Source organism: Neorhizobium sp. IRS_2294, from assembly GCF_050500145.1.
Taxonomy (GTDB): domain Bacteria; phylum Pseudomonadota; class Alphaproteobacteria; order Rhizobiales; family Rhizobiaceae; genus Neorhizobium; species Neorhizobium soli.
Genome location: NZ_CP191439.1, coordinates 2,244,976 through 2,261,892, shown reverse-complemented (window position 1 = coordinate 2,261,892; position 16,917 = coordinate 2,244,976). Strand labels below are relative to the sequence as shown.

Sequence of the window (16,917 nt, the reverse complement as noted above, 5' to 3'; positions counted from 1 at the left end):
AGCCGACGCGGTCATATTCGAGCGCTCTGCCTGCAAATTTCCATGATAGTTTTGTCCTTCGAGCCGAATAGTCATCGCTCAGACGTGAACGAATCTAGAACCGTTCCTGCGCGTGAACGGCGCCCTATTCGGAAACGTTGCAGAAGAGAAATGCACAGGGCCCGGTTGACTCTCGAAAATTGTTCGCTATTTGTTCTTTCCATGCAGAACACACAGCACCTCATACGAATAGGTTGAACCTCGCTGCCGCGATGACCGCGGCGCCGACCAATCGTTTTTGTCCGAGGATGCCATGGGAATTGCCAAGCAGGCCGCCACGTTGCGCGCCGCCAGAAACTCCGCGTCAATCAGAACCTACCAGCCTGCCGGCACAGTCAAATGTGACGGCGTAGCGTTGTTCCGTTCCCAGTCTGCCCGCGATGTCGCGTGTGTTCTCGATGTCAATCCGTCGGTGACGGCGTGGCGGTGTATGCCGCCGCCTTTCGACCTCGACGGAACCGCTCACCTCCCTGACTTTCAGGTCTTCAATGAGGATGGCGGAACCATGTTCATCGACGCTCCAGACAGGGCAAGGTTAGTAGATGCCGCTCTGATGGAGGCTGAAGCCGCCCGTCTTAACGCGAGATATCGACTGCTGTCACGCGGCGAGGTTTACGACGGCTTCAGGTTGCGGAACGCAAGGGACCTCCTGCGCTATGCGGGCCACGTCGTTCCTCTTGGCGACCGCCTCAGGCTCCTCGCCGCCCTCGACGAACACGGCTCCCTGCCGCTCGCGGAATGTCTGAAGGCGTTCCAGGAAACGAGGCCCGTTCCAGGGATCGCGGCCCTTATCCTCCATGGCTACGTCGAGGTCGATCTCGACGACGCGCCGCTCGGTCCCGAGACGGCGGTGCGCAGGATATCGCGGTAACGAAACCCCGCGTACCCGTGTTTCCGAGCCATGAGAGAGCCTTGCCATGTCCTACAGGTCAGCCAGTCGGCGAAACTGCCCGCCCAGCCTTGCCGTCGCGGTCGCACGCTGCGGTGTCCGCAACGCCCTGCGGCCTTTTCTCCGTCGCCCAGATATCTGCTACGTCGCGGTGCTGGTCGTGCCCGAAAATACGTCGGACTACTACGGCCGCGCCGTATCGACATTCATCCGCGATCCGGTGCCTGTCGATCAGGATTGCAACGAGACCGCCGTCGTCATGACCGTCAGCGATCAGACGATCGAACCGCGCACTTTCCACGAGCGTCTGAGGCATGGTCGTCAGGTGGTCGTCGTCACGGAGAAGGCCGACAGCCTGCCACCCGAATTTCTCGCGGGCGCCGACCTGGTCAGGGAAGTCGTCAGGCCGACCCCGGCACATCTCACGGCGGCCTCCAGAAGGGCGAAGGTGCCGGGCATGACGCACGAGTTCGCCGAGTTCCTATCGACCCAGTCCTTCGACATCATCGCCGCCGTGATCAGACCGACACGGCCGCTTCTCAATTCGGTCCGGCAATTGCGGCGCATGGCCGAAAAGCACGTCGAGCCGTCCGCGCCCGTGGACAAGCCGTCTGCCCTGCGCCTTGAGGAGACCCACGGCTACGGTGAGGCAAGGGACTGGGGTCTGCGGCTGGCGGAAGATATCGCTGCCTGGAAACGCGGAGAGATCGCGTGGGAGGACGTGGACAGAGGGGCGCTCCTCTGCGGGCCGCCGGGATGCGGGAAGACTAGCTACGCCAAGGCTCTGGCCTCCTCCTGCGGTGTCGAACTCGTCGTGGCCTCCGCAGGACGCTGGCAGGCAGCAGGTCATCTCGGAGACTACCTGAAGGCCATGCGTCAGAGTTTCAAGCAGGCGCAGACCAAGGCGCCGTCGATCCTGTTCCTCGACGAGTTCGATTCCGTCGGCAGTCGCGACGTTGCGGTCGACAGCGACAACCACGACTACAAGCGCCAAACGGTCAACGCGCTCCTCGAATGCCTCGATCCGTCCGAAGGTCGCGAGGGTGTCGTGGTGATCGGAGCCACGAACGACGCATCCGGAATTGATCCCGCCCTTTTGCGGCCTGGACGGCTTGAAATTCGGATCGACATCCCTTTGCCCGACGCGGTTTCCAGGGTGGGCATCCTGCGACAGCACCTCTCGGGCCACGCCGTCGGTGAAGACCTCGCACGGTTTGCCCAGGCCACCCGCGGCTGGAGCGGCGCGGACATCGAGAAGCTGGCCCGTGACGTGCGTAGGCTGGCAAGGCGCCAGCGCGTCCCGGTTAGCGAGGGGCTTGTCATGGAGGCCCTGCCGGTTCGCCGGGTTCTCAGCGATGAAGAACTGCGGCGGGTAGCCGTCCACGAGGCGGGCCACGCCGTCGTCGGGACTTTGCTGTTCCCTGACAGTATTCGTCACGTCTACGTCGAGCGCGACGTTCCGGCGAACACGGTAAGCCGGGTCGTCGGCGCGGCGGTATTCCAGCATGCGACCGAGACGGTCGGTACGCCCGCATATTACGATAACAGGATCGCCATGATGCTCGGAGGGATCGCCGCCGAGCAACTCGTCTTTGGCGACCGATCTGACGGCGCCGGTGGCGATCCCTCGTCCGATCTCGGTGTCGCAAGCGATGTCGCCACCCGCATGGAACGCTGCCTCGGGCTGGGAGATGCTCTCTCCGTGGAATTCGGCGAAGGGCGCCGTCCACTTGAATATCTCCGTGTTCGTGATCCCGAACTCCGCAGCCTCGTGGACGCTCGGCTGAGATCGCAATTGGACCGCGCGGTGGACCTGCTGACGGGATGCCGGGATCAATTCGACCTTCTCGTGGAAACCTTGATCGCCGTAGGTCGGGTGGATAGCGACGGAGTTCAGGCGATCTTGTCCGCGGGGACTCGGAATGCCGCATCCGTCGTGACTTGACGGCTAGCGGTCTCTGTCTCGGCCCATCATCGCAGGTGGGCTGAGACCTGAACTGATAAAGTTCGGAAGATAACGGGACCCGACGGGCATCCGACAACGATCGGAAACTGCGAGTACACGCCGGAATTAGGCTTCAGACCAAAAGAAAATGGACGTTGTGTGAGTATGGTTAACGAATTTCATGTGCCTTCGGCGGTGCCAGGAGACCTATCGGGTCACCGGGCTTATCAGGTTTCCCTGATTTATGACGATCGCCTTAGGGTTGAGTTGACGTGGACATCTATGCCTGAACAAGAGGGCTTGAACCGAGCTGTAATGATGTTCCTGGATATCGTCTTATTCAAGAACTCGCGGGCGGATTGCGCATCGACTTCGAAAATTGGCGCTGTCAGCCACTCAGAGCGTTTTTCGCTGCTTCGGATCTCCCGTTCTAAAAGTCGGTACAATGCGTGCGGACAGAATCGGCGACTTTCAGCAGGCATTTATCCGGACGGGTACGACATCGTTCCTACGATCGCTTTGAATCTCGTCTGGACAACGAAAGTCCCGGCGCGCCCCTTGGTTGTCGTTAGGTTGACCGAGAACGTGGGATTTGAAGACGGTAGCGACTGGCTCGCCGTGGTCCCGCGCCGACGGGTAACTCCGCCTGCCGCGTCTTATCTCGTACGGGCGGAAACGCAGACGCGAAACGGGCTTGAAGAGGACGGAGGAAACTCAAGAACTCACCGATATATTCAAGAACTCGTTGAGAACGTTTGTCTTTTCAAGAGGAACACCGATTTCCGTGTCCGGTCGGGACAGACTGCAGCGCGTTATTGTTCCGTGCAGTGCCGTCACGAATGTCGTCGTGAAAACGCCAGGACGCGTATGGAGTGCACGGGCGGACGGCGGAGCGGATTCGACGAGAGGAGGAGCGATGTCGGTTCGGCGTCTCACAGCGCGTTCACGCAGTTTCTTGGGGTCTTGTCTTCATCCGAGAGCTGGATCTATATCCGGGACGTCGACGCCGAAACGAGGTCTCCACCACCTCACGTAAAGCGGAGGCTTAGAACGGGAAACGGGCCGCGTTGGACCGCGACCCGTATTGAGGCTGGCCTGTTAGCAGCAGGTGACAGCCAGATGGCTCAAACATTGAGGAAAAAGCCATGGCGCAGATGTATTCCGGGTAGACCCGGAAATCAACAGGGAAACCGGCCACTTCGGCAGTTGACGCGTGAAGCGTTAACGGCCCCGGGTGAGCCGTGTCTTCCCGCCCGCCGGATGCCGGCTTTTGGTGCACTTGCGGTTTCCGCGGCGTCGAAAGCCGATGTTGGGAAGCTTCACGGGACAACGGGTCGAATAGGCAGGCGGCGACGCCTGACCGCGACGGCCCCGCCCTGAGCCTCCCGAACGGCACGGTACGGGCCCTCAATCGCATGAACCGCCTTCGCCCTCTGACTGTGGGCGGCGGAGGCGGACGGTTCCCCATAAGCCCGATGCGCGACGCACTCGGCAAACGGAGATTGCGACCATGTATCTCGTCAAGAACGCATTCACGAAACGCATCCACCTCGGCACCCTCGACTTCGACCTCGAAGGTCTTGCGGAAATCAGCGCCATCGACCTCGACGAAGAACTCCAGCGTCTGATCTGCTCGGTGTCCGACCGTCCCGATCGCAACGGCCGCTAACACTCCCGAACCCACTCGAAAGGCAGCCTGCGCGGGGACTTCGGTCCCCGCGACGGCGAAGCCTTCAGAAAGGTCATGATGGAACACCAAGACGACCCACGCGGCATCGCTGCAGGCAAAATGGGGGAGTCGGCCATGGACCTGATGGATTTCGGCGTGAGGAACCTTCCGCCGACGCTGTTCACACACGCTCACGTGCCGCTCTGGAAGCCGGAGTGGGGAACGCGCTATCATACGCTGCCGGTGACGTTCCCGACCGACAAGTCTCCCGCTGGCGAAGTCATCGCACGCCTGCCGCTGATGGCCGACGGGCTTGTCCACCTGGATACCGATCCCGACGTGACCGCCATTGCGGCGTATCCGATGACAATCGAGTATCGGGCACCCACCCGCAACAATATGGCGGTGAAGCGCGATCATCTTCCCGATGTCGCCATTCGTCGGGCTGACGGCGGCGTGGTCTTCATCGACTACGTACCTGTGAACGAACAGGCCGAGAAGCCTTGGATCGCAAGGCGAACCCGCGTCCTTGAGGACCACGTCGCCGCTCACTACGGCTGTGGGTACGCCGTCCACGACGAACTCTGCGTCCTCGCACGTCCGCTGTTTCCGAACCTTAAGGCTATGTGGGCGCACAAGGCCACCTCGCTCGATCCGCTCGAGGTTCGGCTGGTGATCAAGGCGTTGCGCCGTTGCCGATTTCCCTCACGCCTCGGGGTCCTGAAAAAGACCCTGCACGCCGACGAGGAACTGTGCGGTGTTTTCGCCGCCCTCGACGTGGACGGCGCGGACACCGTCTACACCGCCGTCATGCAGATGTGCATCTCGGGAGAACTCGACATCGACCTGTCCATGCCGTTCTCGGCCATGACTTCCGTCACCGCACGCAATCTTCGGGGAGCCTGACACATGGGAATGGACCGTTTCGACCCTACCAAACTCGTTGAGGGTGTCATCACGCAGGAGAACATCCCGGCGACACCGCCCAACGGAACGTGCGACCACGTCTTCGATATGCGGGCTGACGACATCTATCACGTCTTCAATGCCGAGCGCACAGTGTTCACGGCCTACATGGTCGAGGAATGGGTCAAACTGGGCAAAGCGGGTAACGATCTGCTCGTCCGCCTCAAGTCTCCGCAGAACGCGCTCGTGATGCACCTGTCCAATTGGCAGATCGCGCACCTGGAGAAAGCGGGCCGCATCATGCCCGTCGGCGCCGCGGCTTCGCAAGGACGTGGCGGCTGCACACCGGGGTACGGCATGGCCATCAAGGGCGCGCGGCTTGAAAAGGCCGAACGGATGCTCGTCTATATCGACGAGGTCTTCAAGGCGTTCGGCGAGTACTGCAAGGGCGGCCGATCGCGGAAAGTCATGGAACGGGCTGTCCACGAACTCGCCGCGAAACGAGGCGAGAAGCCTCCGTCGATGACGGCGCTTTACGAAAAGCTCGCCCGACTGCGCAAGGACCGCGATTTCGACAGGACTGCGGCCGTCGCTGACAGACCGCGGCGTGGCAATCAGTCCGCGCGCAAACCGAACCGCGCCGAGCACGCCATGCGCGAGGCCGTCGAGGAGACACTCTTCGTCAGCGGCGACTGGAACGGTGTGAAATCCCTCCTGTGGGGTTGGTCGCAACCGGACGGCAAGTATGCCGACATGCCGAATCTGGTACGCAAAATCGGCGAAGTAAAACCCGTTTTCAGCGACACGACCATCCAGCGACGATTGGCGCAGGTGGACCGCTTCACGCGCCACAGTCTCGACTACGGCGACGACAGTGCGGAACTCGCCTTCGCCGACCGCGTCAGGCAGTTACGGCCCGATCATCTCCTCGACATCGTCGATGTCGACCACTCTACATTGAACATCGTCGTCTTCGGCGAAGGTGTCTCGTTCGGCCGTCCAGATCTTGTTCTTTTCCGCGACCGCTACTCGGGCATCATCCTTGGGTGGGCGGTGACATTTGGTCCGCCGTCCTACGAGACCTTTCTCGAAGGACTTCTGCACGCGATGTCTCCAAAAGATCCGGACAGTCTGCCGTCTGGCGTGACCTATCGCTGGTATGGAAGACCCTTCCGTCTGGGCGTGGACAACGCCAAGCACCTGATCGGTCTGGACATCCACAAGGCAGCTCGGCAGCTCGGCATGCAGACCGTCAAGTACCGTCCTGGCCACCCTTGGGAAAAAGGCGCGGAGGAGCACATGTTCCGCATCCTCGGCGTCAGCCTCGTCGAGCGGCTTCCGGGGAACACGACCCTGTCGCCGGACGAGCGCAAGAAGTTCGACGACGACCGTCTCATGGCCTTGCCGCATATCGACATCGCCGAACTGAACGGCTTCCTCGCCTTCTATTTCGCCAAAATCTACAACTGCCAGCCACACCAGGGCCTTGGTCGGGTTCTGAGCATGTCGGCCGTACCCGAAGAGCTTTGGGAAAGCGGCATCGCAAAAATCCCGCGGCGGCCGATCCAGGACCCGTCCATCCTCGTGAGGCTGGCAGGGCAGACCCGCGATGTCGGCATTTCCGACCACGGCATGATCCGCTGGGAAAACCTCGAATACCAATCCGCCTCGGCCAATGCCCTGAAACTGTCCGCTCGCCACAAGCGCGGCGAAGGCAAGTTCCATGGAACCAAGTATCCGGCGACACGCGATCCGGCAGACCTCTCGAAAATCTGGATCGAAATCCCGTGGGAGAAGGGCCGATTCATCGAGGTCCCGATCAGTGGCGCCTATGCCTCCTACGCGACGGGTCTCAAGGCATACCAGCACAAGCGCATCATGGAGCACCATCGCGCCAAGACGAACGAAGCCGCGAACGCGCCTGCGTTGATGGCCGCCAAGGCCGAGCTCATGCAGAAAATCGTGGACATTCATGCCAAGCGCCAGAAGCACGGCACGGCGATCAAGCTCGCCCAGTTCATGACGCGGCAGGCGACGCGCATCGAGCGCTCGCGCCCTGTGGTCGTCGAGGACGGCGTGCTGACGCAGCGTCTCGATCTGGCGCGCCCTGCGAAGGCCGCCAGGCTGGAACCCCTATCGCCGATGACCAAGGCTCGGATGCCAACGCCCCGCACGTCCGAAAACGAAGAGGTCGATGAGGACGGCGTCTTCGTGGAGGAGGTTGATGTGCCCCCGCCACCTGAGCTGGAGCCTCCGCGCGCCGGAGGCTCCTCGATCGCCGACATCGCCGCCCGCAATGAAGAATGGGACGACTGAACATGACCGCTTTCCACGAGAATCCCTTCAAGACCGCCGAGGAACGTCTGGCCGCCGCCGCGCTCGAAGTTCCCGAACGCCAAGCCATGATCGAACGGCTGCTCTACAAATACCCCGTCTTCAAAAAGGGCGAACAGTTCATCCGCGATTTCCATTTTCCCTTTGTGGGAGGTACCCACGGGAAGGGCAAGATCGGCGGCCTACTCGGCTCGTCGCGTGCGGGAAAATCGACGATCTGCGCCTACTATGTCGCTGGCACCGTCGCGCCCGGTCCTGATGAGGACGGCGAGCGCCATCCCGTCCTGCACATCACGGCGACCGACCAGACCACGCCGTCTAGCCTGGCTGACACCCTCGCCACGGCCACCGGCATGAGGTCCCTGCCAGCCAAGATCAAGACGCAGGCGCGCATCAACATGGTTCTCGACCGCCTCCGTCAGGTGCGTACCGAACTCGTCATTCTCGACGACGTGCAGTTCCTGTTTCTCGGACGGACGAAGTCGCACCTGTCGGGCTTCCAGAGTTTCCTGAAGCAGATGGCCGACCTGCAGACGCTCAACGTCCTCCTTGTCGGTGAAGAGAGCGTCCGTGACTTCATCGCGGGTGTCGACTACCTCGAGGGACGCGGCGGCTTCAAGCGCGAGGTCCTGAAGCCGCTTGGTGACGCGGGCAAAGAATTCGAGGACTTCCGCCTTCTCCTGAGCAAGATCGACGCTCGACTTCCGTTCAAGGAGCAGTCCGTCATGCACGGCAGTTCCGCTGTGGCAGCCGACATCCACGCCTTCACGGGCGGCTCCATCGGCCGAGTGATGAACCTCGTCCGCGACGCCGCCGCGCTCGCGATGAACGATGGTACCGCGTGCATCATGCTCGACCACCTACGGCGATCCTCCGAGACGCTGGTCCGTGTCGGCGACACCCGCAACTACTTCAGGAAGGTCTGACCATGGGCATCAATACCACGATGTATCTGCCGTTTTCGAACTGGAGCCTGAAGCCTCGCCACGGTGAGCCAGCCCATGGCTACTTCCTGCGCCTTGTCGCCAACGAGGGGCATTACAGCGCCAGCGTCTACGCCAACGAGATCGGCCTCAACGGGCGCCGTCTGACCCCCGAGGAGACGCTCGGAGCCTTGTTGGTGCTGCCGATCGGCGACGACCATAAGGACGCGCTCAGGCTTTCCAGCCCGATCGCCGACGGGGCATATTACGATTTGGGAGGTCAGCGGTTGCGGCAAAGGCAGATGTCCTTTTCCACCCGCCGTTTCTGTCGGGCCTGTCTGGCGGAGTCTCCCTATCATCGCGTCTGGTGGGACGTCCTCTCCTTCCGGACATGCCCAGAACATGGGACGACTATCGAGGACGTGGATGCCTTTGGGCAACCGATCGGTTGGTGGTGGGCTGATATCGCCAGCGACACCAGTGGCAACCCTTTGGCGGCCTCGGCTGTCTCTCGGGCGGACCGGCACGCACGTAGCCTTGAAGCGTTTGTCCTTGAAAGGCTCGGAGCCGCGCCGAAGACATCGTGGCCCCTTCTCGAGCCTTACGAGCTCTTCGAGGTGATCGAGGCGTGCGAATATCTCGGTATGTGGCTCGGCAATGAGCGGACGAGCGTCGTCCCCGCCAACCCTATGGAGAAGCTCGCTGTCGGCATGGCGGCACTTGAGGGGGCATGGGATGCTCTCGTCGGCGCAATGCGTGCGTGGTTCATGGAGCGGGTGCCATCGGAAGTTCGCCGTGCGGGTAAGATGGAGAGCATGGGGTGGGCGGGAAAGGCCCGGCCGAAACTGCCAGGCACCGAGATCGGCGACATGCTGAAGCGTGCCACGACCGAGGCGTTCGAACCGATCGGGAAGATGGGAAAGAAGCGTTTTCGGGAAACGGCCGACTTCTATGCGGAGCGGGCGCTCTCGCCTGTGGCCGAAGAACTTAATGTCAGAATGGATGCACTTCTGCCGCTGGCCCGTCACCTCGGCATCGTACACAAAACGCCGGGAGCGTGGATGGTCACCTCCAATCAGGCAGACATCTTGCGCGGAGCTGTCGCCGGGATGGTGACGTCGTCAGAAGTCACTGGCATTCTCGGCCTGGAAACCTGGGAGTGGCAAGACCTTGTCACCATGAATAGACTTACGTCGTTTGGCCACTTCGGGGTAGGTCGCTTTTTCCTGCGTTCTGATGTTCAGGGCTTCGTCGCGGAAACGTTGAACGGGGTACCGCGAAGCGATGCTACGTCTGTTTCACTACGTACCTATGCCCGTCGAACCGGCACGTCAGCTGGCGCAGTGCTGATCCAGGTACTGGAAGGAAACCTGATCGGAATGCGTTCCTCGGGAGGCAACGATCTTCGCGCGGTCAGGGTCGTGGCCGAAAGTCGTCGTCGCGCCGGGTTCAGGACACCTTGCGCGTTGGAGGCTCCTGAGGCTGTCACCTTGGCCGAGGCAATGGTGATTATTAGGTTTAGTTACGAAGTCATCAGCCGACTCGTCGAAGTAGGTGCCATTGAGAAGACGGAAGACGGTTTGTTGCGCAGAGCGAGTGTTGTCGAGTTCCACGGCCGCTACGTGAACGCGCAGATTTACCGTGCGGTTCTCTGCTGCTCGATGAGCGAAGTACCAGTTAGGATGGCTGAGATTGGTGTCCCGTATTGCTTCGGCATCGGGGGCTTGAACGTTGTTGTCGAGCGGGCACCCGCGCGCCGAGCTCTCGGTCTGGCACACGACCCAGACGACCCCGCCTTCGCGCGCAACGATCTCTGGGAGGAATTCAGACGCCTGGTCAGTGAGAGGTGTTCGGTATTCATGGTCCCGCCAACTGTTTCAGCACTTGGGGCGAAGCTCCGGACCGCAACCAGAAAGGTGGCTGTGGATGCCACTGTGGATACTACGACAGGCGCTATTCGTCTGAGCTTCGACCTTCATCCAATCGTGACACCCCGTCGTTGGAAAATTCTTGAGAAGCAAGAGGCCGAGATCAGGGCGGCCTTGGGGTTCCTGGAGTGGGAAAGCACCGACGGTGACGACGGATGGCGTTTAGTGTTCGTGGCACTGAAGTCTGCGGATCTCTCCCGCGCCGTGGACGTGTTGATCGGCGTCTACCGTTTTTTTAAATAGAAGCCTGTTGTTCGCAAGGTTTAAACGGGATTCCTGTTGATTCCAGACGCCGCTGCTTGGTGACGGATGATACTCGGCATAAGCTGTACGTCTATCGAGATTGTCTCATGAGGTGTAGCTTGGCTTTAACAGCGTTTATCTCCTACTCGCATGCCGACGAGAAATATCTGGAAAGGCTGCACAAGCACATGGCCCTTCTACAGAAGGAGCGTGCCGTCGAAACGTGGACGGATCACCAGATCACGCCTGGCAAAAGACTTGACAGCGAGGTTGCAAACGCCCTTGAGCGCAGTGACGTATTCATTGCTCTTGTCAGCCCAGATTACCTAGCTTCCAACTACTGCTACGACCGGGAGTTCGAAGCGGCCCTCCGCATGGCCGAGTCTGGCGAACTCCAGATCCTTCCGGTTATCGTCGAACCTTGTGATTGGCTTTCTTCCCCATTCAGCCAGTTCCTTGCACTTCCAAAAGACGGAAAGCCAATCTCGGAATGGACGAACTCAAACGTCGCCTACCTCGATGTTGTCTCTGGAATTCGTCGATTGGTTAGCTCTGGCGCGCCACAGCCTGCGGCAACACACGACGGTACAAACGTCGCACCTTCGGCGGCCTCGTCGCGGCGGATAAAGATCAAGCAGGAATTCGATTCAATACAGAAAAGCGATTTCACCGATCAGGCGTTCGGCGTGATCAGCGACTATTTTCGAAGCTCCTGTGAGGAGATTAGCGGAATCGAAGACCTGAGGGCGAAATTTCACCGCATGAGCGATGGCTCTTTCACCTGCACGGTCGTCAACCGCGGGATCAAGGGAGGTCGGGAAGCGAACATAACCGTACACAACAGCAAGGGCAGACGGCATCATTTCGGGGACATCAACTATGTCTTCGAAGCACATGCCGACAGCGGAACCTCGAATGGCGCCATCCGTGTCGCCGCCGATGACTACAACATGTACCTCACCTTGGGCTTTGGCGGCATGATGGGTCGAGACGAAAGCAAGTACGACGCACCCCAGGTTGCGGAAGCCCTGTGGCTCGAATTCATCGGTCATGCGGGCATTGAATATGACTGAGCCCAAGCGGTTCCAGTGCTGAACTGCGGGCATAGATTTGATACGGATTTGCTAACGCTGGAAGAGCGGCGAGAGGTCGTACGTGACGACAGGCCTATCTCGTCCGTTCGTTGTCCAGAATGTAAGCGAACCGATATCCCCGCCGATTGGGCTGGCACGCTGGTACATATTTCCGGAATTGCGTAGCAAATGCCACGAAGTTGGCGATCGCAAGCCACGTCACGACCAAACCTGTCAAGATAGCAAATATTGAAGCCCCGACACCGCCATATGACACATAACCTTAATTCCTTCGAATTATGGCTCGGAATTCCCTACATGAGGATTATTATAGATTTTTGAGGAGACTTGCATGAACGACGCGGTGTCTGAAAACAAAGGAGGGCTGGCACCCTTAGGCCCAGCCCCCATATCTGTGTCAAACGGGGATTTAACTGCCGAAGCAGAAATGGAACCCGCAAGCGCATGCACTACATATAAGGCAGCGGATGCCCTTCTGCAAGATTTAAATTCGTTGCCGAATGCCGCATTAGATAAAATCAAGAAAACGATATCCGCTGCGCGTCTAAAACGCTATCTCGAATTGGTCGACAACGATCTACGGCTGGCAATTCGCCTCCACACCTGGAATGCAGCGGTTGCTGGCTCACTTCTTCCTACCTTGCACCTCACCGAGGTCGCTATCCGAAACCTTGCAATGCGCCGCCTCGCGGCCAAATACGGTAAACAGTGGTACCGCAACGATGACCTGATCACCTACAGACTGGGCAAATCGGGGCTAGCAGAGCAACTCAACGACGCTTATCAAGGCGAGATAGAAAAGGGTCGCAGAGGCGATCTTTCCGACTACATCACTAGCGAACTTATGTTTGGTTTCTGGGTCAACGTATTCACAAAGAAGTTTCATCCGCATCTTTGGAAGGCCGACCTTCATACCATCATCGCTGGCTTCCCTAGAGATAAAAACATCGACGACTTGCACGAAGGCGTCGAATTCGTCCGGACTTTTCGAAATAACGTTGCACACCACAAGGACCTGATCTGCAAACCTGTGGTGTCCAATTACGAGCGTACACTCGACGTAGTCGGTATGCTCTGTGCGAAAACCCGTGATGCAGCCGAAAAAACGTCGGCGTTTCGGCAGGTGTGGGCCTGCGCTCCTGTAGCGCTTGATCGCCTGCGAGGCCAAGTGTCGGAGGGCGGAGTCTAGTCAAATTAGCGACCTGCCTATCATCCGCCCAGCTACCCCGACGATATCGGCTATGAGGCTACCTTGTCACAGCGCCTTCGTCCGAGCAGTTGAATTTTCGTGAGATGCGCTTGTTTGAACTCTTGTGGCATTTGCTACATATTTCCGGATAATTCAAAGGCTGGGCTATGGTCCTGACATCACGACGCTGAAGAGGAAAACAGGGTGACTATGCGTCACCCATCGAGAGCTGCAAGCTCAATGCCGCCCATCCACTGGCTTTTCTGACCGCGACGCTCACTGTCATCGTGAACGTTCGAAAGCAAACCCAGATCGATAAGCTGTAACCGAGATTTCTGCCCTCAAACGGAATAGGCTAGCAGCAACAATGCCCGATGGGCAAAACTCTCACCACGACATGGACGGTTCCTTCTCACGGCGTCGGATGGGGTGGCAGGCAGGGGACATTTGCGCCATTGCGGGATCGAAACCTGAAGGCCTTTTCTACTCGTTGGATTTCGATCCTTGGCGCTTTATCTTCCTCCAGGATTATGACGTCAGGGGCTTCGTCACTCCCGGAGCACGCTTTTCGAAAGGCTTTCATCGCAGGGCTATAGACAAACAGGTAGCGACCAAGGTCGATGCAATTTGGTTCGCCCGTATTCGTCGGGTTTCCATTGGCATCACACCTTTCTGTATAGGAGAAGTCTCTCGCCGCTTCTGATAGGCGGCTGAGGGCGGCGCTTGAACTGTAGGTTCCCCATAAGAAGAACAGCACGAAAGCAACACATCCTAATAGAACGCCAACTCTGAAAAGGCCACGAGCTAGGCTTGGACCGCTGTCGTCATCTTCCAATTCGATGCTCCTCCCCCGAAGGTGCAAGCCACCCTGATGGCAAGATAGTTGCTTTTCCATGTTGGCTGCGGATGCTCAACACCGATCAAGGATTTGCTGTCCACGCGGAAGTGAAACACCGCTTACACTACGTGATCATTGTCTAGTCGATCAGGTATAGCAGTCCGAATTTGCGAACTATGTAAGGCGAGCCTCCGGCGAAGCGCTCCATTGCTTCGCTGTAAGGGAAGTTTATCAGCGCGCCGGGATAACGTTTAGCAAGTCCGGGCAGAACACGCGAGAACACGCCACTACGTCGGTATGGTGGAGCGATCCAAATCCAACCGATCATGTGTGTGACATCCTTGTACGGCGTGTTGGTATAGATGCCAGCCCCGCCGAGCGCCCTACCTTCTGCGTCACAAAACAAAACACCAGTCGCTCCTGGTTCAATCTGACGACCTTTTGGAGCCCAGCCGCTTTGATCATATTCCATCTCGCGTTTGAAGCGATGGGAAATCCGATCAAGCGTGTAGTGCAGGAGATCCATGTCGTTCGCATTGAAGATGATCAAACCGCTTTCAGGGTCAGTCATAGCCGCGAACGTTTGGTTCGGCATCGGCCTGTCTGGCGCGGTGACTTCTTCGTGTTGCCTAGCATGACGGTGCACATCGTCTGGTTCGTCATCAACATATGTGAAACCGCAATCGGAACATTGAACTAACATAAAACACGATCCTCAGTTCGTTGCAGTTCGACGAAAATCGGCGCCATCCTCGATTGTGGCTCGTTTCTCGGGAGAAATACAGTTTCGCAGGTTACTTTATTCAGCGACTATGGGAATGAAATCGGTCTAATTACAGTGTCGGGGCATTTCGAGATTTTCGACCACAGTGTTCTTGGTGGCTACGTTGCTGACGATAACCACCGAGGGGTAGACACTGCCACGAACCGGTGAACCGCAGGAACGATGGTTGCATAAGGTAAGATCACAGGTACATTCAAACGGTATCGCTAAGGAGGTGCCAGCCTTGACCAGCGTTCCGAGCCTTGAGGAAATCCAGTCTCTCGAAGAAGCCCTTCACCGCCCAGAGATAAGGCGGTCACGGGAAGCCGTCGAAACGTTGCTCGCCGATGGGTTTGTGGAATTCGGAGCATCTGGAAGCGTGTACGACCGAACAGCCATCATCGATCTTCTCGCGCAGGAGAGTGGTACCGATGAAGGCGACCTTCGAACAGCGAACTACGCCCTGAAGCCTATCTCGAACGACGCTGTGCTTCTGACATATGAAACGGAGCGCTCGTATCTGGATGGTTCTAGGCGCCTTGTGCTGCGAAGCTCCGTCTGGAAGTACGACGGGCTCAAGTGGCAGATGTTCTTCCATCAAGGTACAGTCAGGACGTAAACGCCGCCATAGATAACGCGGCTCTCGGTTGATGGCTTGATGCCGATGGCGTTGCCGAAAACCTACTGGTGAGAGCAGATTCCAGCGTTCCACTTCGCTTCCGAGATCGCTCTCGTTCGCAAACCTGTCCCCGATCTCCGCCGTCGTCGTCGGGCGCTCGGCGCGCGAAGGATGTCCGGCACGATATGGTGTTTATTGTCGAGTGGCAAAAGACAGTGGTGTTCTGTGGTTTACTTTTCCTAGCTACGCCCCTCATCATTCAAAGCATCGAACCTCGGATTTTCAGATGCGCACAAACCAACAAAAGATCGCGTTTGCACTCTTCACGGTCCTCTCCTTCGGGTTGGTAGGTGTCGGAATCGTTCTGCCGTCGTGGATCGCTTTTCAGGTTGGAGGATCAAAGCTTGTTGGCCTTGTCTTGCTTACATCCAGTCTTGCTGGAATTCTTCTCGCACCATTGGCGGGTCATCTAGTCGATAAACACGACCGAAGAGTGATGTCCGCCACAGGACAAGCGACGCGCGCGGCTGCAATGCTCATAGTAGGATTTGCGGACGGTTCCTCTGCTTTCATCGGGGAAATATTGCTCATTGCCTCCGGCATTGGAGGAGCATTCGGTTTTGCGATCTTATCCGGCTCGCTAGGCGGTCTGCTTCAACGTCTAGTGCCAGCAGAGGAACGGGCGAGCTTCTCCCTGAGGATGTCGGTAGCTAAACAGGTAGGAATAGCATGTGGCACCGGAGCGGCTGGGATCGCGTTGTACTACCTCGGAAGCAGCTCCGCTGCGTATCTCTTCAGTGCGATTACCTTCGTTTCGATTGGGCTGCTGCGTATGCTACCCACATCGCAATCGCACTCGCATGGAACCGCCAAAGGAAGTTTCATCGCCTCGAACCTGCAAGCTCTCCGCTACTTTCGTCGACAGCCGGAATGCTTTGCTGCCGTCCTTTTCACTGGTCTTTCATACTCGATCCTTCAGGTGACGAACCTTCTCCTACCAGGCTTTGTAACTAACAGCCTCCACGGCGACAGCTCGCTCTTTGGGACGCTCGAAATGGTTGCCGCACTCGCAGGCGCGGCCTCGGCCCTGCTTTTGTCTGGAAGGCGGGTTGCTGAGATTCTGAGACGACGGGCGACCACAATCCTTGTTCTATCGGCGCTGTCGCTGATCGCCTTCTCGTACTCGCAGACGTCATTCGTAGCAATGATCATATACTGCGCCTCTGGGATGCTTTGGAGCGTCAGCAGATCGCTGGCCAGCGCCAATTTCCTGATCGTAATCGACAACCAGATGATAGGCAGGGCGCAAGGTTTCAGTACGCTGCTCAGCAGCGCCTTCGGTGGGTTGATATATCTTGTGCCAATCACACTTCCTTCATCGACAGAGGCCGACCTATACGTCGGCTGCGGGCTCGTTATCTTACTCAGTGTCGTGCTGGTTGATGTCTTGGTGAAGCGGAGACGCACACCGATCGAGAACTAATGCGCCGCTTTGTGGAACTTGCTCTATAACGCCGCAAATCGACGCATTACGCTCG

12 protein-coding genes and 1 pseudogene are annotated in these 16,917 nt (G+C 58.5%); 12 read left to right on the top strand and 1 reads right to left on the bottom strand.

Annotated features, from left to right (window positions below; all coding sequences use genetic code 11):
- Positions 1 to 292 precede the first annotated feature (292 nt).
- From ACQY1K_RS10920 to ACQY1K_RS10875, 10 genes and pseudogenes are all read left to right on the top strand, one after another.
- Complete coding sequence (locus ACQY1K_RS10920) at positions 293 to 910, top strand: hypothetical protein (RefSeq protein ID WP_430257350.1); 618 nt, start codon at positions 293 to 295, stop codon at positions 908 to 910.
- Positions 911 to 956: 46 nt separating this feature from the next.
- The gene (locus tag ACQY1K_RS10915; RefSeq protein WP_430257349.1) at positions 957 to 2,873 is read left to right on the top strand and encodes an AAA family ATPase; all 1,917 of its coding nucleotides are present in this window, start codon (positions 957 to 959) and stop codon (positions 2,871 to 2,873) included.
- A 1,510-nt stretch (positions 2,874 to 4,383) separates the two neighbouring features.
- On the top strand, positions 4,384 to 4,542 hold the full coding sequence (locus ACQY1K_RS10910; RefSeq protein WP_430257348.1) for a hypothetical protein: 159 nt from the start codon (positions 4,384 to 4,386) through the stop codon (positions 4,540 to 4,542).
- Positions 4,543 to 4,677: 135 nt separating this feature from the next.
- A complete protein-coding gene (locus ACQY1K_RS10905) occupies positions 4,678 to 5,448 on the top strand; it encodes a hypothetical protein (RefSeq protein WP_430257347.1) in 771 nt (256 codons plus the stop codon).
- A 3-nt stretch (positions 5,449 to 5,451) separates the two neighbouring features.
- Positions 5,452 to 7,764: a hypothetical protein gene (locus tag ACQY1K_RS10900; protein ID WP_430257346.1), complete on the top strand. Its 2,313-nt coding sequence runs from the start codon at positions 5,452 to 5,454 to the stop codon at positions 7,762 to 7,764.
- 2 nt (positions 7,765 to 7,766) lie between these two features.
- Entirely contained in the window at positions 7,767 to 8,708 is a 942-nt protein-coding gene (locus ACQY1K_RS10895; RefSeq protein WP_430257345.1) for an ATP-binding protein, read from the top strand.
- Between the two features lie 2 nt (positions 8,709 to 8,710).
- Positions 8,711 to 10,876: a TniQ family protein gene (locus ACQY1K_RS10890; RefSeq protein WP_430257344.1), complete on the top strand. Its 2,166-nt coding sequence runs from the start codon at positions 8,711 to 8,713 to the stop codon at positions 10,874 to 10,876.
- Between the two features lie 119 nt (positions 10,877 to 10,995).
- The gene (locus tag ACQY1K_RS10885; protein ID WP_430257343.1) at positions 10,996 to 11,949 is read left to right on the top strand and encodes a toll/interleukin-1 receptor domain-containing protein; all 954 of its coding nucleotides are present in this window, start codon (positions 10,996 to 10,998) and stop codon (positions 11,947 to 11,949) included.
- Positions 11,950 to 12,301: 352 nt separating this feature from the next.
- Positions 12,302 to 13,159, top strand: a complete 858-nt coding sequence (locus tag ACQY1K_RS10880; RefSeq protein WP_430257342.1) for a hypothetical protein — start codon at positions 12,302 to 12,304, stop codon at positions 13,157 to 13,159.
- 180 nt (positions 13,160 to 13,339) lie between these two features.
- A pseudogene (locus tag ACQY1K_RS10875) lies at positions 13,340 to 13,485 on the top strand (transposase domain-containing protein); the annotation flags it as partial.
- 651 nt (positions 13,486 to 14,136) lie between these two features.
- Here the strand turns inward: ACQY1K_RS10875 and ACQY1K_RS10870 are convergent.
- Entirely contained in the window at positions 14,137 to 14,592 is a 456-nt protein-coding gene (locus tag ACQY1K_RS10870; protein WP_430257341.1) for a hypothetical protein, read from the bottom strand.
- Positions 14,593 to 15,004: 412 nt separating this feature from the next.
- Here ACQY1K_RS10870 and ACQY1K_RS10865 point away from each other — a divergent pair, with 412 nt between their 5' ends.
- Both ACQY1K_RS10865 and ACQY1K_RS10860 read left to right on the top strand, forming a co-directional pair.
- Positions 15,005 to 15,379: a DUF4440 domain-containing protein gene (locus ACQY1K_RS10865; RefSeq protein ID WP_430257340.1), complete on the top strand. Its 375-nt coding sequence runs from the start codon at positions 15,005 to 15,007 to the stop codon at positions 15,377 to 15,379.
- 286 nt (positions 15,380 to 15,665) lie between these two features.
- Positions 15,666 to 16,862, top strand: a complete 1,197-nt coding sequence (locus ACQY1K_RS10860) for an MFS transporter (RefSeq protein ID WP_430257339.1) — start codon at positions 15,666 to 15,668, stop codon at positions 16,860 to 16,862.
- Positions 16,863 to 16,917: the final 55 nt, after the last annotated feature.

Excerpts from the sequence above, each read along its gene's own strand:
- ACQY1K_RS10880 (WP_430257342.1), top strand. The coding sequence starts at position 12,302 with ATGAACGACGCGGTGTCTGAAAACAAAGGAGGGCTGGCACCCTTAGGC.
- ACQY1K_RS10890 (WP_430257344.1), top strand. The coding sequence starts at position 8,711 with ATGGGCATCAATACCACGATGTATCTGCCGTTTTCGAACTGGAGCCTG.
- ACQY1K_RS10910 (WP_430257348.1), top strand. The coding sequence starts at position 4,384 with ATGTATCTCGTCAAGAACGCATTCACGAAACGCATCCACCTCGGCACC.
- ACQY1K_RS10860 (WP_430257339.1), top strand. The coding sequence starts at position 15,666 with ATGCGCACAAACCAACAAAAGATCGCGTTTGCACTCTTCACGGTCCTC.
- ACQY1K_RS10915 (WP_430257349.1), top strand. The coding sequence starts at position 957 with ATGTCCTACAGGTCAGCCAGTCGGCGAAACTGCCCGCCCAGCCTTGCC.
- ACQY1K_RS10900 (WP_430257346.1), top strand. The coding sequence starts at position 5,452 with ATGGGAATGGACCGTTTCGACCCTACCAAACTCGTTGAGGGTGTCATC.
- ACQY1K_RS10870 (WP_430257341.1), bottom strand. The coding sequence starts at position 14,592 with ATGCCGAACCAAACGTTCGCGGCTATGACTGACCCTGAAAGCGGTTTG.
- ACQY1K_RS10905 (WP_430257347.1), top strand. The coding sequence starts at position 4,678 with ATGGACCTGATGGATTTCGGCGTGAGGAACCTTCCGCCGACGCTGTTC.
- ACQY1K_RS10895 (WP_430257345.1), top strand. The coding sequence starts at position 7,767 with ATGACCGCTTTCCACGAGAATCCCTTCAAGACCGCCGAGGAACGTCTG.
- ACQY1K_RS10920 (WP_430257350.1), top strand. The coding sequence starts at position 293 with ATGGGAATTGCCAAGCAGGCCGCCACGTTGCGCGCCGCCAGAAACTCC.